The following is a 23,405-nucleotide window of genomic DNA, read 5'->3' as shown; positions in this document are numbered from 1 at the left end:
AATTCCGGTAGCGTCAGGGCTTTTGCGCGTCGCCAGGCAGGATCCGCCGCGGAAGGCTCAGGCGGCGCTGATGCCGAACAGGCCAATGATCAGGGCCATGACCATGAGGGTGAGGAGTTCGTGGGCGCAGTTCAGTACCGTGAGCCCGGCCGGGCGGCCCTCGAAGGCATCGTGGGTGATGAACCGTGCGGCTGTGAACCCGGCCCAGAGGATCAGGGCGGTGACCAGGGTGTTGGCCAGGAAATTCCCGCCATAGAAGTGCTGTGAGATGGCAGCGGACCCGGCCAGCACCCAGGCGCTGATGAAGCTGACCACCAGGGTGATCAGGATCGGCTTGACGGCGTCCTTGGCATCCCCGCTCGGCGTGACCTTGGCGACGCGCATCCAGTAGTTGCCGAACACCTTCGGCGTGTACCAGACGGACCCGACCATCATGCTGGACAGCGTGGCCAGCAGTACCGCCCAGATGTTGATCTCCGGAATCATCGCGCTCTCCTCAAGTCCTGTGTTGTTTCTTCACGAAGTCTAGGGGACCGCCCGGGCGGTCCCGCGCTTTTGGTGACTACCTCTTTTGGGAGGTAGTTGGATGTCCACGCTTTTCGTTACGGTGATCTGAGTCACGCAGCCTGGCATTGGGGCTGTCATCAAAGGAGATTGCCATGACCTCAGTTTCACCGACTTCGCCGGCCGGGCTGCAAGCGCCGCCCAGCCGAAAGACACTGCGTAAGGTTGCCTTCGCCAGCGCCGCCGGAACCACCATCGAGTTCTACGACTTCTTCATCTATGGCACCGCGGCCGCCCTGGTCTTTCCGGTCGTCTTCTTCCCGGCCCTCGGCGCCGCGGCCGGCACCATCGCTTCCTTCGGCACGTTCGCTGTGGCCTTCTTCGCCCGTCCTGTCGGCGCGATCATCTTCGGCCACTTCGGCGACCGGATCGGCCGGAAGAAAACCCTGATCACCACGCTGCTCATGATGGGCATCGCCACCGTGATGATCGGCCTGATCCCCGACGCCAGCACCATCGGCGTGGCCGCCCCCATCCTGCTGGTGGTGCTCCGCTTCGTGCAGGGCCTCGCCGTCGGCGGCGAATGGGCCGGCGCCACCCTCCTCGTGGCCGAATACGCCCCCAAGGGAAAACGCGGGCTTTTCGGATCCTTCCCGCAGCTGGGCCCGTCAGTTGCCTTCGCCCTGGCCAGCGGCACGTTCCTCATCACCAACCTCACGCTGGGAGACAAGTCCGAGGCCTTCATCACCATTGGCTGGCGGGTGCCGTTCATTCTCAGCGCCGTGCTGGTGCTCGTGGGCCTGTGGGTCCGGCTGAGCATCGAGGAAACCCCGGTGTTCAAGAACGCCGCCAAGGTCACCAATACCAGCACCAAGCTGCCCATCCTCGAATCGATCAGGCGCCAGCCGCGCGAAATCCTGCTCGCCGGCGGCTCCCTGACGCTCCTTTTCGCCTTCTTCTACGTCGGCACCGCCTACCTCACCAGCTAAGCCACGAGCCCCACCGGCATGCAGCTGAGCCGGGTGGAGGTGCTGGGCACGGGCATGGTCGCCTCACTGTTCGTCGCCGCAGCCACCCTGGCCTCAGGCATCCTCTCGGATCGCTTCGGCCGGACGAAGGTCATCGCCACCTCGTGCATCCTCGCCGTGACGTGGTCCCTGGCGCTCTTCCCGATCCTTAGTGCGAACACCGTGTTCGCCTTCGGAATCGGCCTGACCGTCACCCTGGTGATCTTCGCCATCGCCTACGGACCCGCCGGTGCCCTGCTTCCGGAACTGTTCGAGACCCGGTGCCGCTACACCGGTGCCGGCATGGGCTACAACCTCGCCGGCGTCGTGGGTGGAGGCATTGTCCCGCTCGTGGCGGCCCAGCTGGCCGGCACGTCCGGGGCGTGGTCCGTCGGGTACCTGCTCGCCGGGATCGGCGTGTTCAGTGTGCTCTGCACCCTGGCTCTGCCCAACCGCGAAAAGCAGGGGCTGGAAGACGGCGGTCCACACACCTCGTCGAAGCATGTGGACGAGGCAGCATTTATCGAGCCCGTCGCCGGTCCCTAGGGATCTGAGTCGAGTCAATCGAGACTGCGGGTTCCGGGCTTTGGGGGATCCCCTGGTTGGGGGGAGCGGGGCTGCCGGCGAAACCCGGCGTGGGCTTCCCGGACGTGTTCCAGCCAGCTCCGGTCCAGGGCCAGGGCAGGCTCGGCCCGGGCAATGTCGATAATCGAGACCCGGCGGTCCATCTCGTCCCGGACCCGGAGCTCCGCCGCAATCTCGAGAGCCGCCTCCATGGCCTCGCACACGGCGCTTTCCCCGAGCGGCGCGCTGTCCCTGCTGGCGATGTACAGGACCGCCCGCGACACACCCTGGACCACCACGGGGACGGCCGCCATGGAGGTCAGCCGCTCGCGCCTGACGGCGAGGTCGTATTCATGCGTGATTCCCTCGGAAGCGATGTAGTCCTCCACCAGGAATGGCCGCCGCTGCGTGAAGACGCGGCCGCCGAGGCCCGCGCCCGGAACCACGACCACCTGGTGCAGGCTGGAGGTCGCGGTGCCGAGGAAGTCCGTCAGCTGGAGCAGTTCGCCGCTGGCCAGCCCGGCGAAGAGCACGGCCGGCCGGAACCGGCCGGAGAGCTGCCGCAGGGACGCGCGGAGCAGCTCCCGGTCGTCGGGGCGGGAATAGGCGTTCGGCTGCATGAGTCGTCTCCTGGTACCGCGGAAGCCCGTCACCGCGTTGTGACGGGAAGTCAGTTACGTTAGGGCCCTTCGGCCGGGGTTACTCGCTGAAGTCGCCGGCGTTGCGGCGGAAGGCACCCAGGATCCGGATCAGTTCGTCGACATCCTGCTCCTCGAAGCCGGACTGGGCGAACACGTCAGAGTTCAGTGCCGCCGTCGCCCGCTTTGCCAGCGTACGCCCCTCCGGGGTGAGTTCAATCAGGGTGGTGCGCCCGTCCGTGGGATGCGGCGAACGGAAAACCAGCCCCGCGCCCTGCAGCCGGTCGACGGCGTTCGTCACCGAGGTGGGATGGACCTGCAGCAGCGCGCTCGCTTTGTTCATGGGCAGCGCGCCGCTGCGGGCGAAGCTCAGCAGGGCGAGCAGCTCGTACCGGGCAAACGTCAGTCCGAAGGGCTTGAGGACCCCTTCGATCCGGGCCAGCAGGATCTGCTGGGTCCGCATGATGGCCGTGATGGCAGCCATCGGCGCGGCGACGTCGGACCAGCCGTGCCGCTCCCAGTTCAGCCGGGCGTCGGCAATCGGATCACGCGGCAGCGGCGTGGCCACGGCACTCCCAGCAACTTGACCTGAATCTCATAGGGTTCAGCCTAGCTTTTCGGCCGGGCTCTTCAGCCCGGGGAAGTCGGCTTCGGAGTACTCCGTGCCGAGGCCGGCCGGGACCGTCCCTCCGCCGTGCCGCAGTTCCTCGCTGTGCCGCAGCTCCACGCGCCGGATCTTGCCCGAGATGGTTTTGGGCAGCTCGGCGAATTCCAGCCGGCGGATCCGCTTGAACGGCGCCAGGTGGTCGCGGCAGTACCGCAGGATGTCCTCAGCCAGTTCCGGGCCGGGCTCGTGGCCGGCGGCCAGGACCACAAACGCCTTGGGCACCGAGAGCTTGAGCGGGTCGGGGGAGGGGACGACGGCGGCTTCCGCCACCGCTGGGTGCTCGATCAGGACACTTTCCAGCTCGAAGGGGGACAGCCGGTAATCCGAGGACTTGAAGACGTCGTCCCCGCGGCCCACGTACGTGATGATGCCCCGCTCGTCCCGGCTGGCCATGTCGCCGGTGTGGTAGTAACCGTCGCGGAACGCCTCGGCGGTCTTTTCGGGGTCGCCGTAGGCCTTCGTCAGTCCAACGGGGCGGGGGTCGAGGCGCAGGCAGAGCTCGCCGTCGTCGCCCTCCGCACCTGTTGCCGGGTCCACCAGGACGACGTCGTAACCGGGCAGCGGTTTGCCCATGGCGCCGATCTTGATCGGCTGGCCGGGCGTGTTGGCGATCTGCACGGTGGATTCGGTCTGGCCGAAGCCGTCGCGGATGGTCTGTCCCCAGGCGCGCTGGACCTGGTCGATCACCTCGGCGTTGAGCGGCTCGCCGGCGGACACCACCTTGGTGGGCGGGTTCTTCAGCAGGGTCAGGTCGGCCTGGATGAGCATCCGCCAGACCGTCGGAGGGGCGCAGAAGCTCGTCACCGATTCGCGGTCCATCTGCTCCATGAGCGCCTTGGCATCGAAGCGCTCGTAGTTGTAGATGAACACGCAGGCCTCGGCGATCCACGGGGTGAACACGTTGGACCAGGCGTGCTTGGCCCAGCCGGGCGACGCCACATTCAGGTGCACATCGCCGGGCTCCATCCCGATCCAGAACATCGTGGACAGGTGGCCCACCGGGTAGGACGTATGCGTGTGCTCCACGAGCTTGGCCTTGGAGGTGGTGCCCGAGGTGAAGTAGAGCAAGAGCGTCTCGTCAGCCAGGGTCGGCGCGTCCGGGATGAAGTCCTCCCCCGACCCGGCCGAGCCGCTGTACTGCAGGGCGGCTTTGTCCAGGTCGGCGGTGCCGGCGTCGCCGCCGATTTCGATCAGCGTGTAGTCGCCCGGAACCTCGTCAAACTTCCGGATATTGGCACTCCCGACGGCGGCCCAGTTCGCGCCGCCGCGCTCCACACGGTCCTTGAGGTCGGCCGGCCCCATCAGGGTGGTCGTAGGGATCATGACGATGCCCAGTTTGATCCCGGCGAGCATCAGTTCCCAGAGTTCCACCTGGTTGCCGAGCATGACGATCATGCGGTCACCGCGGCGTACACCCTGGCTGCGCAGCCAGTTGGCCACCTGGGCCGAGCGCCGGGACAGGTCTGCGAAGCTGCGCCGCGTAGCAGAGCCGTCCTGCTCGACAATCACCAGCGCCGGGTTGTTGGCCTTAGCCGGATCCGCCGCAATCTGGTCGAACCAGTCCAGGGCGAAGTTGAAGTGCTCAAAGCGCGGCCACTGGAATTCGCTGCGCGCCGCCTCGTAGTCCAAGCGGAGATCGAGCATACGGTCGCGGGCTGCGCGGAATTCCTCTGTGACGGTCATGGTGCACCTTTCGAAGTCCGGTGGCGCAGCCGTTTAAGCCCGGCGCCGTTGCCCGGTGACCACCAGTTCCCTAGTGATCACCATCACTAGGCAATATACTAGGACATCCAAGGGTTTGGAAGAACCGGCTCGGTTCATGAACGGATCAGTACGAAGGGAAACATGCCCGTGCAGCCACAAGGACGTGCCAGCGGACAGCGGACCACTGAGGATGAAACAGTGCGGGAAGACGTGGCAGCGCCGCCCTTCCCGGACGCCGATCTGATGTACATCGTGGATCTGCTGTCCCCGGAAGAACAGTCCCGCTACCAGGAAATCCGTGACTTCCTCCAGTCCCGGATCCGTGCGGCCTCCATCGACTACTGGAACCGTGAGGAGTTCCCCTTCGGCTTGCTCGCCGAGCTTGGAAAATACGGCCTCGGCGGCCTGCAGACGGACGGGACATCCAAGCTTTTCAAGGGCCTGATGTATGTCGAGGTGGCCCGCGCCGACGTGTCCCTCTCGGCCCTCGTGGGGATCCACAACGAGCTGATCGTCGGCATTATCGACCAGCTCGGTTCCGAGGCGCAGAAGGCACGGTGGCTGCCGGGGCTCACCGCCTTCACGCAGATCGGCGCCTTCGCCCTGACCGAGCCGGACCACGGCTCGGACATTGCCGGCGGGCTGGCCACCACCGCGCGGCTGGAGGGCGGCGAGTGGGTCATCAACGGCGCCAAACGCTGGATCGGCGCCGGCACCATTGCCGACTTTGCCGTGGTCTGGGCGCGGGACGTCGCGGACCAGCAGATCAAGGGCTTCATCGTGGAGACGGACCGCCCCGGCTATAAGGCCACGAAGATCGCGAACAAGATCGGGCTGCGGATCATGCAGAACGCGGACATCGTGCTCGACGAGGTCCGCATTCCGGAGTCCAACCTGCTCCCCGGGGCCACGGACTTTTCCAAAGCCAACGAACTGCTGCGCGATTCACGCGCCTGGGTGGGCTGGCAGGCCGCCGGCATCCAGCTGGCGGCGTTCGACGTCGCGCGTTCCTACTCGCTGGAGCGCAGGCAGTTCGGCAAGGAGTTGGCACGCTTCCAGCTGGTCCAGCAGCAGCTGGCCGAGATCCTGGGAAACGCTTCGGCGTCGCTGTCACTGATGGCGCAGCTGGCCAGGATCCAGGAAGACGGCAAGCTTGAGATGGTCCAGGCCGCGATGGCCAAGTCCACCACCACCCGGCTGGCACGTGCGTCGGTGGCGATGGGCCGCTCGCTGCTGGGCGGCAACGGGATCAGCAGCGATTACGAGATGGGCAAGCTCTTTGGCGACGCCGAAATCCTGTACACGTACGAGGGCAGCTACGAAATCAACTCGCTGATTGTGGCCAGGGCTGTGACCGGGAAGTCCGCGTTCGTCTAGGCGGGCCGGGCCGGGTGGGGACCGGTCAGGGCACGAACCGGTAGCCGATGCCCGCCTCGGTGATCAGGTGCCGCGGGCTGGCTGCGTCCGGTTCCAGCTTGCGCCGGAGCTGGGCCATATACACGCGGAGGTAGTTGGTTTCCTTGGCATAGGCCGGCCCCCACACCTCGGACAGGAGCTGCTGCTGGGTGACGAGTCTTTCCGGACTGCGGACCAGCACCTCCAGCATTTTCCATTCGGTCGGGGTGAGCCGGACATCCTGGCCCTCGCGGAGAACACGGCGTTTGCCCAGATCCACGGTGAACGCCTCAGTAGTGACGACCACCGGCTGCTCCGTGTCCGCGCTGCGGCGCAGCAGGGCACGCAGGCGGGCCAGGAGCTCCTCGAGCCCGAACGGCTTGGTGATGTAGTCGTCGGCACCGGCGTCGAGCGACTCCACCTTGTCCTCGGAACCATGGCGGGCGGACAGCACCAGCACCGGCACCGTGCTCCAGCCGCGGAGCTGCCGGAGCACGGCCGAGCCGTCCATGTCAGGCAGCCCCAGGTCCAGGATCACCAGGGCCGGCGGGTGCTGCTGGGCAGCCAGGAGCGCCGAGCGCCCGTCCGCAGCGGTGGCGACGTCGTAGCCGTGGGCCTGCAGCGTGATCCGCAGGGCCCGGAGCAGGTAGGTGTCGTCATCGACTACCAGTACGGAGGTCATACCGGGTCCGTCCCCGACGAGAGGATCGGCGGTGCGTGGTGGCGGCCGATGACTGCTGATTGCGGCTCCAGTGGGGCCTGATCGGGTTCTGCCTGGAACGGGATGCCGGCGGACAGCGGGAGGCTGATCACCATGGTCAGGCCGCCGCCGGGCGTCGTTTCGGCGGTCAGCCTGCCGCCCATCGCCTCCGTGAAGCCCTTGGCCACGGCGAGGCCTAGTCCCACACCGGTTGCCTGCGTCGCATCGTCGAGGCGCTGGAAGGGACGGAACATGTCCACGACCCGCTCCGCCGGTATGCCCGTTCCGTGGTCGATGATGCGCAGTTCACCGGCAGGGCGGCCGCCCAAACCCGCCGGGCTCAAGCCGCCGGAGGAACCGGTCAGGACAATATCGGATGCCGGTGCGTACTTGACGGCATTCTCCACGATGTTCGCAATGACCCGCTCGAGCATGCCCTCGTCCGCCTCGACCTCGGGCATGTTGGCGGGGAGTTCGACGCGCACGCGGTCCGGGGAGATCCCGTGCAGTCCGCCGGGAATGACGTCGTACCAGCGCACGGGCCGCAACAGCGGCCTGATCGAGTCCGACGTGATCCGGGACATGTCCAGCAGGTTCCCCACCAGCACCTCCAGCCGGTCCGAACAGTCCTCGATGGTCGCCAGCAATTCCTGCTCCTCCTCGAGGGTGTACCGGACGGCGTCCTGCCGGAGTCCCCCCACCGCGAGCTTGATTCCGGCCAGCGGAGTCCGGAGGTCATGTGAGACGGCACGGAGGATCGAGGTCCGCATCGTGTTGCCTTCAGCGAGTTTCAGGACTTCCGAGCGGCTGGCCAGCAGTTGCTGGCGTTCCAGCTGCGCCACCACATGGACGCCGAAGGCGCCGAGCAGCCGCCGGTCGGTGGCCGGCATTACCCGGCCCGACAGGACCAGGCAGGTGGTGGCATCGATCCGTTCCACGTTGTCACCCTCGGTGCCTGCCGTGCCGGGGCTGTCACCATCGGCGGAGCTGAAGGCCGGAACGTCGCCCGCGCTGGCGATCAGCCGCCAGTTCGGGCGGGAGCCCTCGCCGGATCGGGCAGCCACCCCGCTGCCGGCGCGCAGTCCGTCGTCCTCAGCGCAGCTCAGGAGGGCGGCGCCCCGGACCTGGAACACGTCGAGGGCCTGCTCCAGCAAACCCGCAACCGTGTCCTGCGAACCGGCAGCCCCGCGCGTGAGGTCCGCGAGAGTGGCTGCTTCCGCCTTGGCGAGGGCCGCTTCCTTGGAACGCCGCGCAGACACGTCCACAACGGTGGCCACTGCGGCGGACACCCCGACGAACACCAGCAGGGCGAGCACGTTTTGCGAATCGCTGATGGTCAGGTTGCCGACCGGCGGGGTGGAGAAGTAGTTGACCAGCAGGCTGCTCCAAAGCGCAGCGAGGATTGCCGGCCACAGGCCACCGACCAGTGCCACGGCGACGGAGCCGGTGAGCTGGACCAGGACGGTTGCGGCCAGGTTCTTGTCCGGGTTCACCGCCAGCAGGATCTGAAGCAGGACGGGAAGGAGGATTGCCATCACGAATCCTGTCGTGACGCGGGCGCGGCCCAGGTTCCGGCGCCGGGGCACTCCCGTGGCTTCGCCCGCGGGCGGCCGGGACACGATGTGGACGTCGATGGCTCCGGCGTCCCGGATGACCCTGGCGCCGGTGCGTCCGCCACGGAGGCCAGCCAGCAGCCGGGCCAGGCTGCCGCGGCGTGAGATACCCAGGACGATCTGGGTGGCGTTGACGCTGCGGGCAAAGTCCAGCAGGGCGGCGGCCGGATCCTCCCCGGTGACAACGTGGTAACTCCCGCCAAGGTCCTGGACCAGGCGGCGCTGCGCCTCCAGTTCCTGCGGCGATTCCGCGGCGACAGTTTCCGCTGCGCGGACGTGCACCGCCAGCAGATCGCCGCCGCTGACCCGGTTGAGGATGCGGGCGCCCCGGCGGATCAGGATCCCACCCTCGGGGCCGCCGGGCAGCCCGACCACGATCCTCTCGCGGGCCGGCCAGCTGGCGTCGATTCCCTTCGCCGTCCGATACCGTGCCAGGCCCTCGTCCACCCGGTCGGCCAACCACAGCAGGGCCAGCTCACGCAGCGCAGCCAGGTTGCCCGGACGGTAGAAGTTCGACAGAGCCGCATCGACCCTGTCGGAAGCGACGATTCTGCCATCCGCGAGGCGCTGGCGCAGGAGTTCCGGTGAGATATCCACCAGCTGGATCTCAGCGGCCCGCCGGACGATCTCATCAGGAACCGTCTCCCCCGGCCGGTCCTCGGTGATGGCGCTGACGACGTCGCTGAGCGATGCGAGATTCTGGATATCCAGGGTGGACAGGACGTTGATGCCGGCGTCCAGCAGTTCGTCGATGTCCTGCCACCGGCAGGTGTTCCGGCTGTCCTGGGGATTGGTGTGGGCAAACTCATCCACGATGGCCGTGGCCGGCCTGCGGTGCATGACCGCGTCCATGTCCAGCTCTTCGAGCTGAAGCCCCAGATACGGGACCCGCCTGGCCGGGATGAGCTCGAGCCCGGCCAACAGGGCCCGCGTATCGCGGCGGCCGCGTTCACGGGCAAACCCGACGACGACGTCCTCGCCGGCCTCCCGCAGCCGGTGCCCCTCGCGGAGCATCGCGTAGGTCTTACCGACACCAGGTGCTGACCCCAGGAAAATGCGCAGCGTTCCACGTGCCATGGAGTCATTCTTGCAGTTCAGGTCCAATCCAGCAGGGCAGGGCTGTGTCAAGGATTCGTCAAGATCCCTGTCCCAGCTGGGGTGCTGCCGCCGGCCACTGCTAGTTTCACAACTGGGGGCGGCGCGTGCCCCGGATGATAAAACCGCGCCGTGAGGGAAGGAAGACATGACCACGCTGAGCAGGCCGCCGGCAGACCCGTCGGCGCCGAGGCCACGACCCAAAACGACAGTGCGGAACTGGCTCCTTTTCGGACTGCAGGACAGCAAGGGAAGCCACCAGGGCCCGGGCGGCGTGCCCACGGCCCACGAGAAAAAACACTCCTGGTGGCAGGTCATGTGTTTGACCGGCGTCGACTACTTCTCCACCCTGGGATACCAGCCGGCGATCGCCGCGCTCGCCGCGGGCGTGATCTCGCCGCTCGCGACCCTGGTGCTTGTCCTCATCACCTTGCTGGGCGCGTTGCCCGTCTACCGGCGCGTGGCGGGCGAAAGCCACCGCGGCGAGGGCTCCATTGCGATGCTCGAGCGGCTGATGCCGCGCTGGGGCGGAAAACTGTTCGTCCTGGTCCTGCTGGGTTTCGCCGCCACGGACTTCATGATCACCATGACACTGTCGGCGGCGGACGCCACGGCGCACCTGATCCAGAACCCGATGGCCCCCGGTTGGCTGCAGGGCCAGAACGTGCCGGTCACCCTCTTCCTCCTGGCCATGCTGGGTGCTGTCTTCCTCCGCGGCTTCAAGGAGGCCATCGGCGTCGCCGTCGTCCTGGTCGCCGTGTACCTGGGCCTGAACCTGGTGGTTTTGGCCGTTTCGGTCTTTGAGGTGTTCACCCACCCTGTTGCCGTGGACAACTGGTGGCAGGCGATCTCCACATCGCACGGGAACCCGCTGCTGGCGGTCGGCTTTGCCTTGCTCGTTTTCCCCAAGCTCGCCCTCGGCCTGTCCGGGTTCGAGACGGGAGTGGCCGTCATGCCGCAGATCCGGGGAGACGTGAGCGACACCGAGGACAACCCCGCCGGACGCATCCATGGCGCCCGGAAGCTGCTGACGACGGCGGCTGTCATCATGAGCAGCTTCCTGATCGTCAGCAGCTTCACCACGGTGGTGCTCATCCCGGCGCAGGAATTCCAGCCCGGCGGCCAAGCCAACGGACGCGCCCTGGCGTTCCTTGCCCACGAGTACCTGGGCGTGGGCTTCGGCACCGTCTATGACATCAGCACCATCGCGATCCTCTGGTTCGCGGGAGCCTCCGCCATGGCGGGGCTGCTGAACCTGGTGCCCCGCTACCTGCCCCGTTACGGCATGGCTCCCGGCTGGGCCCGGGCGGTCCGGCCGCTGGTGCTGGTGTTCATGCTGGTTGGGTTCCTGATCACCTGGCTGTTCGACGCCGACGTCGACGCCCAGGGCGGCGCCTACGCCACCGGCGTGCTGGTGCTGATGACGTCGGCCGCGGTGGCCGTGACGCTCTCGGCCCGGCGTAAGCGGCAACGCAAACGCACAGTCGGGTTCGGCGTTATTGCCGTGTTGTTCATCTACACCACCGTTGCCAACATCATTGAACGGCCGGAAGGCATCCGGATCGCGTCGGTCTTCATCCTGGGGATCATTGTGATCTCGCTGTTGTCGCGGGTCGGGCGGTCCTTTGAGTTGCACGCCACGCGCGTGCATCTGGACCGTGCGGCGCTGGAATTCATGTCCGACGAACTGGACGGTCCCATCCGGATCATCGCCCATGAGCCGCTCCGGCTGAGCCCGGAGGCTTACCGGCAGAAACTCGACTCCGCAATCGAGGTCAGCCACCTGCCGCTGGACTACCGCGCTCTCTTCCTCGAAGTGGTCGTGGACGATTCCTCCGACTTCGAGACGGAGCTGGCGGTCCGCGGCATCACCCGGCACGGCTACCGGATCCTGGAAGTCCACGGACCCGTGGTTCCGAATACGATCGCCTCGGTCCTGCTCCACATCCGCGACGTGACCGGCCTGATGCCGCACATTTACTTCCGCTGGACCGAAGGCAACCCGGTCACCAATCTGCTGCGGTTCCTCGCGTTCGGTGAGGGCGAGATCGCTCCCGTGACCCGCGAAGTGCTGCGGGAAGCGGAAACCGATGTGACCAGGCGGCCCTGGGTCCACGTCGGCTGACGTCACCACGCCGCAACGACAAACGCCCCTCCCGAGGAATCCTCGAGGGGGGCGTTTGTGGTCTTGGGGAAAGCATGGCGGCCGGCTGGCCGGTGCTGCTATCCGGAGTATTTAGAGCGGGCGGATGTTCTCAGCCTGCGGGCCCTTCGGGCCCTGGGTGACGTCGAACTCGACCTTCTGGTTCTCGTCCAGTGAGCGGTAGCCGCTGCTGGCGATTGCCGAGTAGTGGGCGAAAACGTCGGCTGACCCGTCATCCGGGGCAATGAAGCCAAAACCCTTTTCGGCGTTGAACCATTTAACTGTGCCTGTAGCCATGCCATATCCTTCTGAAATGCTGCTGATCTCCGGCGGCCCGGAGGCCAACGGCTGCGGAGACATTCGTCCGCTGTTGCCCAACCTACGGGTCCGGAGGCCATGGTGCAAGAGGCCAACGGGGGCATTTCCCCGCATGCCGGGACTATAGTCGGGGCAATATGACAACAATCTCGGTGGTGATCCCCACCCGTAACGACGCTGAGATGCTGGCCGTGTGCCTGGCCGCACTCGCCCGGCAGACCCGTCCGGCCGACGAAATCGTCGTCGTGGACAACGCCAGCACGGATAACACCGCAGAGATTTGTGCCGCCGCGGGCGCCCGGCGGATCGCCGTCGAACTCCCGGGGATCGCCGCCTCCACGGCGCACGGCTTCGACGAAGCCCGCTTCGAACTGATTGCCCGGCTGGACACGGACTCGATCCCGCCCGATGACTGGCTCGAGCGGGTTGAAGCGATCCTGCAGCAGGCCGGCCCGCTATCCGCCGTTTCCGGTCCGGGGGATTTCTATGGGGAGAGCCCCTTCGCCCGCTGGGTGGGCCGGAGCGTCTACATCGCCGGATATTTCTGGGCCATCGGCTGGCTGCTGGGGCATCCGCCGTTGTTTGGCTCGAACTTCGCCATGTGGTCGGACGTCTGGGACCGCATCCGCGGCTCCGTCCACCGCGGCTTCCCGCTCGTCCACGATGATTTGGACATTTCCTACCAGATCCCGCCCGAAGTCACGGTGATCGGCGACCTCTCGCTGCAGGTGCAGGTCTCCGCACGGCCGCTGGCAAGCTGGCACGCCGTCGGGCGCCGGCTGTCGATGGCGTGGACCACCTTTGGTGTCGAGTTCCGGCAGGAGCCGCCGTTCCAGCGGCGCCGGCGGCGGCGGCAATGGGAACGGGACCATCCGCGTTAGGCGGACCCGTAGAGCGCGATCAGATCGCGGCTCATTTGGTACGGCGAGGTCTCACTCGGGCTGTGCCCGCCGCGGTAGACCGCGATGCGCGCGCCGATCGACTGTGCGAAGCGGTGGTGCAGCGCCAGCGGCCAGAGGTCATGTTCGCCGACGGCGACAAACTTCGGGAGGGACGCCGCGGCCAGTGCGGCCCTGAGATCGGGCGCGTGCTGCATCAGCCCGAAGATGTCTCGCACGGAGCTCCGGCGGGTGAAGCGGAACCTGTGTTTCACGAACCGTATCCGGTTGGGCGGGACGTGCACGACGTTGATGCGGATACCCCAGATCATCAGCGCGGCGCCGACCCGCGGACTGGCCCGGCCGCTGAAGCGGCCGATGCGCTGGACCCCGCGGAAGCACTGCCCCGGCTCCGGCGGGCAGCTGAGCAGGGTGAGGCTCCGGAACTTGTCCGGACGCCGCGTGAAGGCAAGCTGGGCGACGATCGCGGCGAAGGAATACCCGACGACGTGCGCGGCACCTTCTTCGGCGTCGAGCATGGCGATCAGGTCATTGGTGAAGAGGTCGTAGTCGTAGTGGGTGCGGGGAGGCGAGAGGTTTTCGGGACCCGCCGCGGCGGAGTCATATTGGCCGGCAATGTCATAGCTCAGGACAAAAAACCCTGCCGAGGCCAGTTCGGGCAGCATCAGGACAAAGTCTTCCTTGGAACCCGTGGCACCGGGGACCAGGAGCACCCGCGGGTTTCCGGGTGTGCCCATGGAGAGGGTGGCGAGGGGGCCGCTGGGGCCGTCGAACGTACCCCGCACAGCGCCGTCGGGCACAGCGACCCAGTCCACGTCGCCCAGGGCGGCATCCCGGCGGGCGGCTTCGTCAATCAGCGCCGACCCGAACCCCTCGGGTTCCGGATCGTTCTGTGCGTTGCTGTCGGCAGACACCATGGACTAAACATAGCCCCGCGCGCGTGCGGCCGGGGCCGGTCCGGCCGGAGTTGCGGCGCTCAGGCTACCTTGCGCACGAAGGCATGGAGCCGGCGGTACACTTCCTGGGATTCCGGGTAGCGGTAGTTTTGCTGCCAGGTGTGTTCGGTATTGGCGCTGTCCCAGCCGTAGATGAGGCTGTCCACGGGGACGGAATGTTCGCGCAGCCGGGCAATGAAGTTCATGTTGGCGGCGTAGAAGAAGTCCCGTTCCGAGGTGGTGACAAAGACCGGCGGGAAACGGGAATCCAGCCATTCGATGGGGGAGAGGAAACCTGCGCCCTTGCGGAGGGCCTCCAGCCGGCTGGGCCCGGAGCCGGCGTGCCTTCCTCCGGAGCGGAAGCTGGGCAGCAGCATGCGGATGAAGTTCAGGCTCAGCACGAAGCCCTTGTCGAAGAAGACGGAGAAGTCCACCACACTGCAGTGCTGGACCAGGCCCTTGAAATCGGACGCAGGCACGGCCGGGGTCAGGCCGTGGTGCCGTGCCAGTTCCGGCCGGAAGCTGGCTGCGGTCAGGAGGGCTGCGATCTGGCCGCCGGCGGAGTCGCCGCCGAGTACGATCCGCGATCCGTCGCCGCCATAGCCGGCGATGTTCGGCCGGACCCAGGTGAGTGCGGCGTTGGCATCCGCCAGGACGTGGGCCATATGGAAACGCGGGGCCTTCCGGTAGTTCACGTTGACCACCACCATGCCGCCCTGGGCCTGGCTCGCGCAGTACTTGGTCAGTGAGGCCTTGTCCCCGGACGTCCAGCCGCCGCCGTGGAAGTACACGTAGACGGGCAGCGGTCCCGGACCGGAACCGGTTGCCGCGGAACCCGCTGCAGCGGTGCCTGCTGCAGTTGTGTCCGCTGCTGTGGTGCCCGCGGTCATAGGGGGGGTGATGACGTCGAGGCGGTGCGCCCGGATGCCGTCGCCGACGAAATCGATGTCGTGGAAATATTCGACGCCGGTAATCGGGTCGACGTTGAAGCGGGAGTTCTCGCTGGCCTTCACCGAGTGCATCAGCACCCGCCAGGTCCACACCGGAACCCTCCGCAGGACGTTCCGTGCCTTGCGGGCCAGGGCGAAGGTGCCGCCGGACTGTTGCGGCCGTTGCACGGACGACTCATGGTGCGTTGGCTGGTAGGCCGGTGTGGTCATGGTCCAATTCTATCTGGCACAACTGTGCTACACCTGTGAGGCCAGCCTGCCCTGCGTCGCCGCTCTCACGGCTCCACCTTGATGGTGCCGGCGGCGCCGTCGACGGTCACCGTCTGGCCGGTCCGCAGCCGCGTGGTGGCGTCCGGAACGCCCACGACGGCCGGGATGCCATACTCACGCGCCACCACGGCCCCGTGGGAGATGACCCCGCCCATTTCCATGACGAGTGCGCCGGCAGTCAGGAACAGCGGGGTCCAGCCGGGGTCCGTCGACGGGGCCACGAGGATGTCGCCGGGTTCCAGGTGGGCGCCGACCGGGTCCAGGATCACCCTGACCCGACCGGTGGCGGTGCCCGCCGACGCCGGTGTCCCGGTCACGGCACCGGACACCGGCGACTTCGCCATCATGGCGGCCTCGACGTCGGTGCCGTCGGACAGCAGCAGCCGGGGGATACGCCGTCGTCGCAGTTCAACGTCGTACAGCCGGCGGCGGTCCGCGACGATACCGTGCAGGTCGGCGCCGCGCAGGCCCACCCGGATCTCGTCGAAGTCGAGGAAGAACACGTCATCGGCGGCCGCGATGGTGCCTGCCGAGACCATGTCCGCGCCGATCCGCGCAAGCTGCCGGTGCATCTCGCCCAGTATCAGCACGATGTAGAACTTGGGCAGTTCGCGCAGTCCCGCCAGTTGCCGCACACGGCGCAAACTAAGCTCCAGCGCCCGGGCGCGCCAGGGGCTCCGGACCCGTGTCCGGTCCACCAGGCTGCGGATCCGGTCCTCCGCATGTTCGGCAGCCCGGGCGAACTGCCGGTCGGGGGCCTGTTCCGGGTCCTCGACGTGGAGGTAGTTGGAGATCATGCCAAGGATGTGGACGGGCTTCTCGGCCCAGCGGGGCATGCCGAGGTCAATCTCGGCCACGGCGCGGTGTCCGTAGCGGGCCAGGAAGCCGCGCACCCCGGCCTGGGCTTGGGGCGGCAGCTTCCCGGCGAGGTATTGGGCGGACAACTCCTCGGGACGTTTCGCCAGGAACTCCCCGCGCGAGACGGGGTCGTCTCCGATGGAAACGGCGAGCTGCCAGAGTTCCAGGTCCATCTCGGTTGTGATGTTGTGCGGGAGCCCGCGCAGGACAGCTTCCAGCTCGCGGGGCGGGGCGATGCCGCGCAGCAGCCGGCGGGCCACGGCCAGCATGATGTAGCCGGCGGACGGCCCCGGCAGGGTGGCCTGGATCAGCCCGTTAATGGTCCGGTCGAGAATCTGCCGGGTGTAGTCAAGCCGCTGGACGGCGCTGGCGGGTTCGGCGAGCGAGAGCTGGGATTCGAGCTCTTTCCCGTACTTCTTCGCCCGGCGCAGCTCAGCGGCGGGACGGAAAGCGGGCCGGAGCATGGCGGGAATGAGCCGCAGCAGGAGGACGAAGATGTCCGCTTGTTCCGTGTCGCCGGTGCGCCGGGGCGGTTGCGGGAGCCTGCGCCTGGCAGCGGCTTTGCGGAGGGAGTCCCGGAATGAGTGCTCGATGAGGGCGAACCTGGGGTCCTCGAGCAATGCCGGCATCACGGCACCGGATCTGCCGTCCGCCAGGGGGAGCACCCGCAGCAGGTAGGCGCGGCCGGCCTTGTTGCGGACCACTGCTGTGAGGTCCACGAACATCCGCAGCCCGGGGTTGACATACCGCCAGGGTCCCTTGCTGTTCCGCATCACCTCGAGGACGGCCAGCCCCATCGGGGTGATCGGCCGGGTCAGCCCCTGGAACAGGGTGCCGCAGAGGTACACCCGGGTCGGGGCCGCGGCGCCGGCCGCGGCGTCCTCGGGCGAGGGTTCGGGCAACGGATACAGCGTGGTGATCGGGCGCGACTGGGTGAGCCAGACCTTGCCGCCGGCGTCGATCGCCCATTCGATGTCTTGCGGCGCCCCGAAAAGACGCTGGACACCGTCGCCCAGCGCCGTGAGCTCCTGCAGCTGGGGGTTGCTCAGGCCCGCGCTCCGTCCGGGGTGCGTCCCGCCCGGCGTCCGCGCCCTCACCTTGGCGGATGCTGTCTCCAGCACGAACTGGTCCGGGTTGACGGCTCCCGAGACCACGGCCTGCCCCGAGCCCGGGCTCGCGTTGATGACCGTCTCCGTCCGGGTGCCGGTGACGGGGTTTGCGGTGAACAGCACCCCTGCCGTGGCGGCGTCGACCATGGCCTGGATGACGACGGCGAGCCGGACGTCGCGGTTGCTGATCCCGTTGGCGGACCGGTACGCCACCGCCCGGTCGCTCCAGAGGGACGCCCAGCAGCGCCGGACCGCCTCCACCACGGCGTCGGCGCCGACGACGTCGAGGTAGGAGTCCTGCTGGCCGGCGAAACTGGCGAATGGCAGGTCCTCGGCCGTGGCCGAGGACCTGACCGCCACCGGCAGGGTTCCGCCCATTCCCGCGTAGGCGGAGCGGACGGCGGCGTCGACCGCGGGCGGGATCGGTGTCTCCCCGATCAACGCCCTGGTCCGCCCGGCAACCGTGCCCAGGGCCGCGGGGTCCACGCCGGCTTCTGCGGAGTCCGCGCCGGCCGCTGGCAGCCCTGTCGCGGAGCTGATCGCGTCGAGTTCGGCAGCGAGGGCGCCAAGTCCGGGCGGAGCCGCCAGTTCGTAGGCGACGGTGGTCAGGCAGAACCCGCGCGGCACCGGCAACCCGGCCGCGACGAGCTTGCCGAGATTGAGGGCCTTGCCCCCCACGAGCCGCAGGGGAACCGTGCCTGTCCCGCCGAGGTCCAGCACGAGCGGGTCCACGGTCTGCGCGGACGGTTCATCAGGTGCAGAGTCCATGGCCGGCTCCTACGGAAGGTCCGCTGGAGCGCCGGTGTCCTCCCACATCACGTCCAGGTTGCGGAACACCGGCGGCCCGTCGCAGAGGGCCGCCATCCGTGCGGCGAAGTCGGAGGTCTCGGGCCGGGCGGAGTTCTCCATCGCCGAGTCGTAGGACTCGAACTCGACAATGGTGAGATAGGTACCGGGGCGGTCGCGGTCCGCAGTGGCCAGGATCCGGCGGAAGGTGGGCGCTGTGCTTCCCTCGGTCCGGGACGGCCGGCCCAGGGCCTCAATTTCCTCGATGCGGGAGGTCTGGAATTCAATGATCTGCACGAACCTGGCCATGACGGCTCCTCGACGGCGGCGGATGCTGATGCGCTTCACGCTAGACCCAGCGCCTTAGCAGGACAAGAGCCAGAACAAGAGCCAGTACATGAGACCCGGCAATTTCCGTGCCCGCCGCCGTCGGGCGTGCCGTCAGGGGGTCAGCAGGACCTTGATGGCACGCCGTTCGTCCATGGCGCGGTAGGCCTCCGCGGCTTCCTCCAGCGGCATCACAACGTCGAAAACCCGGCCCGGATTGATGGTGCCGTCGAGGACGTCCGCCAGCAGCTCCGGGATGTAGGTCCGGGCCGGGGCCATGCCGCCGCCGATGGAGATGTTCGTGTCGAAGAGGTAGCGCAGCGGGACCTCGCTGCCGCCGGTGGGGACGCCGACAAAGCCCAGCGCGCCGCCCGGGCGTGTGCTGTGCAGCGCCTGGTCCATGGATTCCTTGGTCCCGACGCACTCCAGCACGGAATCGGCCAGTACCCCGCCGAGGAGCTCGCGGACTTTGGCGACGCCGTCGTCCCCGCGCTCTTCCACGATGTCGGTGGCGCCGAACTCCCGGGCGATCGCCTGCCGGTCGGCGTGGCGGGACATTGCGATGATCCGTTCCGCCCCGAGCCGCTTGGCGGCCAGCACCCCGCAGAGTCCGACGGCGCCGTCGCCCACCACCACGACGGTCCGGCCCGGGCCGGCCTTTGCGGCGAGGGCCGCGTGGTGGCCGGTGGCCATCACATCGGACAGTGTGAGCAGGCTCTTCCGGAGGGCATCGTCGGGCTCGGTGATTCCGGGAACCTTGACCAGCGTGGAGTCGGCCAGCGGGACGCGGACCGCCTGGCCCTGGCCGCCGTCGATCGCGTGACCGGTGTCGTCCTTGCCGCCCCAGCCGGCGAGATGGTCACAGGCCCCGGTGACACCGTTGAGGCACTGGGGGCAGGCCCCGCAGCTGACCACAAACGGTGCGATCACGAGGTCGCCGACGGCGAGGCTGGTAATCCCGGAGCCGACGCTCTCCACGGTGCCGATGAACTCGTGTCCGATCGCGGTGGGCCGGCGGGTTGGCCGCACGCCCCGGTAGGGCCACAGGTCGGAGCCGCAGACACAGGACGCGGTGACTTTCACGACGGCGTCGGTGGGCAGCTGGACGGTGGGGTAGGCACGGTCTTCGACCCGGATGTCACCGGGGGCGTGGATGATGGTGGCGCGCATGAAGGCTCCTCGCATGGGGGTGGGCAGGCTTGGACCGAGTTTAGTCCTCCCGGCCGGCCGGCCCTTGTGCTTGCCGCCGTCCCTGCCCTTGGATAGATCGCAAAGTACTGATCGCAAAGGGCGCCAGCACATACGCATCAGCCTGGCCGCTGCATCGTCGGCAGCCTCCCGAAAGGAACTGACATGGCCTACACGCTCCCCGCCAACATCACGGACCGGCCCATGACCGTCATCGGCGGCGGAACCCTGGGCCGGCGCATCGCCTTGATGCTTTCGCTCCAAGGTGCCGAGGTGCGTGTCTACGACACAGACCTTGCCGTGGCCACCGCCGCGATCGAATACATCGCCACGCAGCGCCACCGCGCCGTGGAGGAGCTTGGCGGCAGCCCGGCGGTCCGGCTCGCGGCGAGGGACAATCTCGCCGAGGCCCTCCGGGATTCGTGGCTGGTGGTCGAGGCGGTCCCTGAGAAGCTTGGCCTGAAGCAGGCGATCTTTGCGGACCTTGACCAGTTGGCCGCCCCGGACGCCGTCCTCGCCAGCAATTCCTCGTCATTTTCTTCCTCCGAGTTCATCGGCGGAGTCAGCAGCCCGGAGCGGGTCCTGAACATGCACTTCTACATGCCGCCGGACGTGCGATCGGTCGAGCTGATGTCCAGCGGCCACACCGATCCGCGGATCATCGAGCTGCTCATGGCCGAACTGCCCAAGTACGCGCTGGTCCCGCACCGGGTGCGCAAGCAGAGTACCGGCTTCATCCTCAACAGGATCTGGGCAGCCATCAAGCGCGAATCGCTCCTGGTCGTGGCCGAGGGCGTCGCGGAGCCGCAGGACGTGGACGCCCTGTTCGCCGACCTCTTCAAATCCGAAACCACTCCATTCCGGTTCATGGACGAGGTGGGCCTGGATGTGGTCCTGGACATCGAGAACCACTACTGCGAGCTGGCCGGGATTGAGAACAGATCGGCCCCCATGCTGGAGGAATACATCGCCAAGGGCTGGCTGGGAGTCAAGACCGGCCGCGGCTTCTACAACTACGCCTGACCCCAACACCACCCCAACGCGGGGTCAGATACGGCCCATTCCGACGCCCGGCACCGGCTGTATCTGACCCCGCGTTGCTTTATGCCCCAGGTCCGCCACCCACCCGGGTAGTCGCCCCGGCCCCGAATAGTCCACCCGGTCAGGTGGTTGCGGGCCACTCCGGCTGCTGAGCCACACTGAGACCAGTCCTCAATGTGGCTTGGATCACAGTCGCAAGTTGAGGAATTCGCCGCTGGTGTCACCGCGCCTCAACATACAAAGGAGTATCAATGGAACGGCTCATTAACATCGACAACGGTGGGACGCTGACCGATATCTGCGTCTGGGACGGTGAGAATTTTTCGTTCACGAAGACTCTCACGACGCCCTTTGACCTCTCCCAGTGTCTCTTCGACGGCATGGCCAAAGCTTCCAAGGAAATCTTCGGCGAAGAGGATCTCCCCGGGCTTCTGCACTCAACCCGTCACATCCGGTACTCCACCACCCAGGGAACGAATGCCCTCGTGGAGCGCAAGGGTCCCCGGATTGGCATCCTCACTGACAGCCCCACGCTGGCCGGAGAGCTCCGCAAGGGCGGGGCGGCCGCTGAGCTGTTTGAAGACCTCGTCGGGACGCGGGTGGCAGTCATCCACGCCGAACAGGACGTGGAAGAGCTCGCCCAGGAAATTGTGAAGCACGTCAACCGGCTGACCACCGACGGCGCCGCGCGGCTGGTCATCGCCATGGCCGACCGCAACAAGGAGAAGGCCGTCAAAGGCGTTTTGCTCCGGAAGTTCCCCCGGCACCTGCTGGGCTCGGTACCCATGTTGTTCTCCTGGGAGTTCACGCCCGACACCGTCCAGGCCCGCCGGGTGTGGTCCGGAATCATCAACTCCTTCCTGCATCCCACCATGGAGCGGTTCCTCTACAGCACCGAGCACCGGCTGCGGGACCATAAGGTCAAGAACCCGCTCCTCATCTACCGCAACGACGGGGCCTCGTCACGGGTGGCCAAGTCCGTCGCGTTGAAGACCTACTCTTCCGGTCCGCGCGGCGGGCTGGAAGGAACCAAGGCCCTCTCGGAGGCGTATGGCCTCGCGCACGTTCTGATGATCGACGTCGGCGGCACCACCACCGACGTCGGCTCGGTCAAGCACTCGACCATCTCGACGGACCGCAGGGGCGCCATCCAGGGAGTCCCGGTGTCATTCGAGATGAGCAACGTCCATTCCAGCGGCGTGGGGGGCAGTTCCATCATTGCCCTTCGCCACGGCGTCATTACCGTCGGCCCCGAGAGCGTCGGAGCTGCACCGGGTCCAGCTTGTTTTGGTTTTGGGGGCAAGCAGGCCACAATCACGGACGTAAATCTGCTGCTCGGCGTCCTCGATCCGGACACCTACCTCGATGGAGGTTTCAGCCTTGACGCGGAACGCTCCCGCGCAGTCATCACCGAAGTCATCGCAGAACCTTTGGGGATCACCCTGAATGACGCCCTGATCCGGATGGAGGCCGCCTACTTCGAACGTATGTCGCAGTCCTTTGCCCCCGACGTCGAGGCTGCGGACGCCACAACAGTTGCTGCGTTCGGAGGCGCCGGACCGATGAGTGCCTGTGGCGCCGCCCGGATCGCCGGCGTCCGCCGTGTCCTGGTGCCCAAGATGGCCGCGGTCTTCTCCGCCTTCGGAATCGGCTTTTCCGACATTGCGCAGACCTACGAGGCGAATGTCGCGGGAATGGACGCGGAAAACTTCGGCGAAACCCAGGCGATGCTGCTGGCCCGGGCGACCCGGGACATGTTCCAGGAGGGCCACGAAATTGACGAATGCCGGCTCGAATGGAACGTGGTGCTCGAAGACGCCGAAGGCCAGCTGGTGTCCGAGGTGCCGTATTTGGCTTCCGATCCGCAGCCCGGCGCCAGCGGACACAACACCATGCTGACCCTGACCGCCCGGTACGAACTGCCGCACGCATCCATCAGGCGGGCCGAAGCAGTGGCGAAGACGCCCGCCGTCGCCGCCTCCACCCGAAAGGTCCGCTCCGCCGTGGACAAGGTGGACGAAGTTCAGGTCTTCGAGCTGGACGGCCAGACGGCCGGGGCTTCGGCGCCGGGCCCCGCAATCGTCGAAGGCCCCTACTTCACGGCCCGTGTGCCGCATGGCTGGGTCTTCGACGTGACGGTCTCCGGTGACCTCATGCTCACAGACACCCTCCAGAAGTGACCCCAAACTACCAGCAAGAAAACAGGTGAGACACGCTATGCGAATTCCAATGACGGAATATCTGATCATCGATCTCGACACCGAGCGGTGGAACTGCAAGGTCTGTAACCAGGACCTCGGCGAGGCCAGAGGCAACTACAAGGAGGGGACACTGGTCTACGACCGGGACCCCACTGAAATCCACCAGTCGATCCTGGACCCGGAGAAGTACGAATTCACCTTCGCTCCGGACCCCACATTCTGCAGGATTCTCGAGTTCTACTGCCCGGGTTGCGGAACGCAGCTGGAAACAGAGTATGTTCCGCCGGGACACCCGCCCACGGTGGACATGCTGTGGGACATCGACTCGCTCCGCGAAACATGGATCAAGCGGGGCACCAAGCCTGAGGCCGTCATCAACTACGGACCCGGCGAAGAAGCGGTCGCAGATTTCACCCCGGCCCTCGGCTCATACAACACCCACAACCATTCCCCCCATTCGTTCAGCTAGTACTTGGAATAAAGGAGACCACTG

Annotated in this window: 20 protein-coding genes; 8 read left to right on the top strand and 12 right to left on the bottom strand. The window is 67.1% G+C overall.

Features of this window, described 5'->3' with window-relative positions:
• Positions 1-57 precede the first annotated feature (57 nt).
• Complete coding sequence (locus GXK59_RS15755) at positions 58-486, bottom strand: DUF1761 domain-containing protein (RefSeq protein ID WP_160668211.1); 429 nt, start codon at positions 484-486, stop codon at positions 58-60.
• A gap of 173 nt (positions 487-659) precedes the next feature.
• Here GXK59_RS15755 and GXK59_RS20520 point away from each other — a divergent pair, with 173 nt between their 5' ends.
• Both GXK59_RS20520 and GXK59_RS20515 read left to right on the top strand, forming a co-directional pair.
• On the top strand, positions 660-1,493 hold the full coding sequence (locus GXK59_RS20520) for an MFS transporter (protein WP_202129145.1): 834 nt from the start codon (positions 660-662) through the stop codon (positions 1,491-1,493).
• Positions 1,494-1,511: 18 nt separating this feature from the next.
• Positions 1,512-2,057 (top strand): MFS transporter, encoded by a 546-nt coding sequence (locus GXK59_RS20515; protein ID WP_202129144.1) that lies wholly within the window; start codon positions 1,512-1,514, stop codon positions 2,055-2,057.
• Positions 2,058-2,071: 14 nt separating this feature from the next.
• Here the strand turns inward: GXK59_RS20515 and GXK59_RS15745 are convergent, their stop codons facing one another.
• The 3 genes from GXK59_RS15745 to GXK59_RS15735 all read right to left on the bottom strand — a co-directional run bounded on the left by GXK59_RS15745 (position 2,072) and on the right by GXK59_RS15735 (position 5,063).
• Positions 2,072-2,695 (bottom strand): GAF domain-containing protein, encoded by a 624-nt coding sequence (locus GXK59_RS15745; protein ID WP_160668209.1) that lies wholly within the window; start codon positions 2,693-2,695, stop codon positions 2,072-2,074.
• 79 nt (positions 2,696-2,774) lie between these two features.
• Positions 2,775-3,281, bottom strand: a complete 507-nt coding sequence (locus GXK59_RS15740; RefSeq protein WP_160668207.1) for a MarR family winged helix-turn-helix transcriptional regulator — start codon at positions 3,279-3,281, stop codon at positions 2,775-2,777.
• 36 nt (positions 3,282-3,317) lie between these two features.
• On the bottom strand, positions 3,318-5,063 hold the full coding sequence (locus GXK59_RS15735) for an AMP-binding protein (protein ID WP_160668205.1): 1,746 nt from the start codon (positions 5,061-5,063) through the stop codon (positions 3,318-3,320).
• 264 nt (positions 5,064-5,327) lie between these two features.
• Here GXK59_RS15735 and GXK59_RS15730 point away from each other — a divergent pair, with 264 nt between their 5' ends.
• Positions 5,328-6,461, top strand: coding sequence for an acyl-CoA dehydrogenase family protein (locus GXK59_RS15730; protein WP_237394018.1), 1,134 nt, complete (start codon positions 5,328-5,330; stop codon positions 6,459-6,461).
• Between the two features lie 25 nt (positions 6,462-6,486).
• Here the strand turns inward: GXK59_RS15730 and GXK59_RS15725 are convergent, their stop codons facing one another.
• Both GXK59_RS15725 and GXK59_RS15720 read right to left on the bottom strand, forming a co-directional pair.
• A complete protein-coding gene (locus GXK59_RS15725) occupies positions 6,487-7,161 on the bottom strand; it encodes a response regulator (RefSeq protein WP_160668203.1) in 675 nt (224 codons plus the stop codon).
• Positions 7,158-9,869: an ATP-binding protein gene (locus GXK59_RS15720; RefSeq protein ID WP_160668202.1), complete on the bottom strand. Its 2,712-nt coding sequence runs from the start codon at positions 9,867-9,869 to the stop codon at positions 7,158-7,160. Before GXK59_RS15720 ends, GXK59_RS15725 begins: the two co-directional genes overlap by 4 nt.
• Positions 9,870-10,035: 166 nt before the next feature.
• Here GXK59_RS15720 and GXK59_RS15715 point away from each other — a divergent pair, with 166 nt between their 5' ends.
• Positions 10,036-12,012, top strand: coding sequence for an amino acid transporter (locus tag GXK59_RS15715; RefSeq protein WP_160668200.1), 1,977 nt, complete (start codon positions 10,036-10,038; stop codon positions 12,010-12,012).
• Positions 12,013-12,123: 111 nt separating this feature from the next.
• Here the strand turns inward: GXK59_RS15715 and GXK59_RS15710 are convergent, their stop codons facing one another.
• Entirely contained in the window at positions 12,124-12,327 is a 204-nt protein-coding gene (locus GXK59_RS15710) for a cold-shock protein (protein WP_013599688.1), read from the bottom strand.
• A 158-nt stretch (positions 12,328-12,485) separates the two neighbouring features.
• Between GXK59_RS15710 and GXK59_RS15705 the strand changes: the two genes are divergently transcribed.
• Positions 12,486-13,229: a glycosyltransferase family 2 protein gene (locus GXK59_RS15705; RefSeq protein ID WP_237393919.1), complete on the top strand. Its 744-nt coding sequence runs from the start codon at positions 12,486-12,488 to the stop codon at positions 13,227-13,229.
• Here the strand turns inward: GXK59_RS15705 and GXK59_RS15700 are convergent.
• The 5 genes from GXK59_RS15700 to GXK59_RS15680 form a co-directional block, all read right to left on the bottom strand.
• Complete coding sequence (locus GXK59_RS15700; protein ID WP_160668198.1) at positions 13,226-14,164, bottom strand: alpha/beta fold hydrolase; 939 nt, start codon at positions 14,162-14,164, stop codon at positions 13,226-13,228. The two genes, GXK59_RS15705 and GXK59_RS15700, sit on opposite strands and share 4 nt — an antisense overlap.
• 59 nt (positions 14,165-14,223) lie before the next feature.
• Complete coding sequence (locus tag GXK59_RS15695) at positions 14,224-15,342, bottom strand: alpha/beta hydrolase (protein ID WP_237393918.1); 1,119 nt, start codon at positions 15,340-15,342, stop codon at positions 14,224-14,226.
• Positions 15,343-15,407: 65 nt separating this feature from the next.
• Positions 15,408-18,137 carry a PEP/pyruvate-binding domain-containing protein gene (locus tag GXK59_RS15690; protein ID WP_160668196.1) on the bottom strand — a complete coding sequence of 910 codons (2,730 nt, stop codon included), beginning with the start codon at positions 18,135-18,137 and terminating at the stop codon, positions 15,408-15,410.
• 9 nt (positions 18,138-18,146) lie between these two features.
• The gene (locus tag GXK59_RS15685; protein WP_237393917.1) at positions 18,147-18,503 is read right to left on the bottom strand and encodes a hypothetical protein; all 357 of its coding nucleotides are present in this window, start codon (positions 18,501-18,503) and stop codon (positions 18,147-18,149) included.
• 93 nt (positions 18,504-18,596) lie between these two features.
• Positions 18,597-19,652, bottom strand: coding sequence for a zinc-dependent alcohol dehydrogenase family protein (locus GXK59_RS15680; protein ID WP_160668194.1), 1,056 nt, complete (start codon positions 19,650-19,652; stop codon positions 18,597-18,599).
• A gap of 183 nt (positions 19,653-19,835) precedes the next feature.
• Between GXK59_RS15680 and GXK59_RS15675 the strand changes: the two genes are divergently transcribed.
• The 3 genes from GXK59_RS15675 (at position 19,836) to GXK59_RS15665 (ending at position 23,381) form a co-directional block, all read left to right on the top strand.
• Positions 19,836-20,693: a 3-hydroxyacyl-CoA dehydrogenase family protein gene (locus GXK59_RS15675; protein WP_160668193.1), complete on the top strand. Its 858-nt coding sequence runs from the start codon at positions 19,836-19,838 to the stop codon at positions 20,691-20,693.
• A 269-nt stretch (positions 20,694-20,962) separates the two neighbouring features.
• Positions 20,963-22,891: a hydantoinase/oxoprolinase family protein gene (locus GXK59_RS15670; protein ID WP_160668191.1), complete on the top strand. Its 1,929-nt coding sequence runs from the start codon at positions 20,963-20,965 to the stop codon at positions 22,889-22,891.
• 49 nt (positions 22,892-22,940) lie between these two features.
• Complete coding sequence (locus GXK59_RS15665) at positions 22,941-23,381, top strand: acetone carboxylase subunit gamma (RefSeq protein ID WP_237393916.1); 441 nt, start codon at positions 22,941-22,943, stop codon at positions 23,379-23,381.
• The last annotated feature ends 24 nt before the right edge of the window (positions 23,382-23,405 follow it).

It is taken from the genome of Pseudarthrobacter sp. ATCC 49987 (assembly GCF_009928425.1).
Classification (GTDB): Bacteria; Actinomycetota; Actinomycetes; order Actinomycetales; family Micrococcaceae; genus Arthrobacter.
Note: the sequence above shows the minus strand (reverse complement) of the source record. Positions and strands in the feature narration are given on the sequence as shown.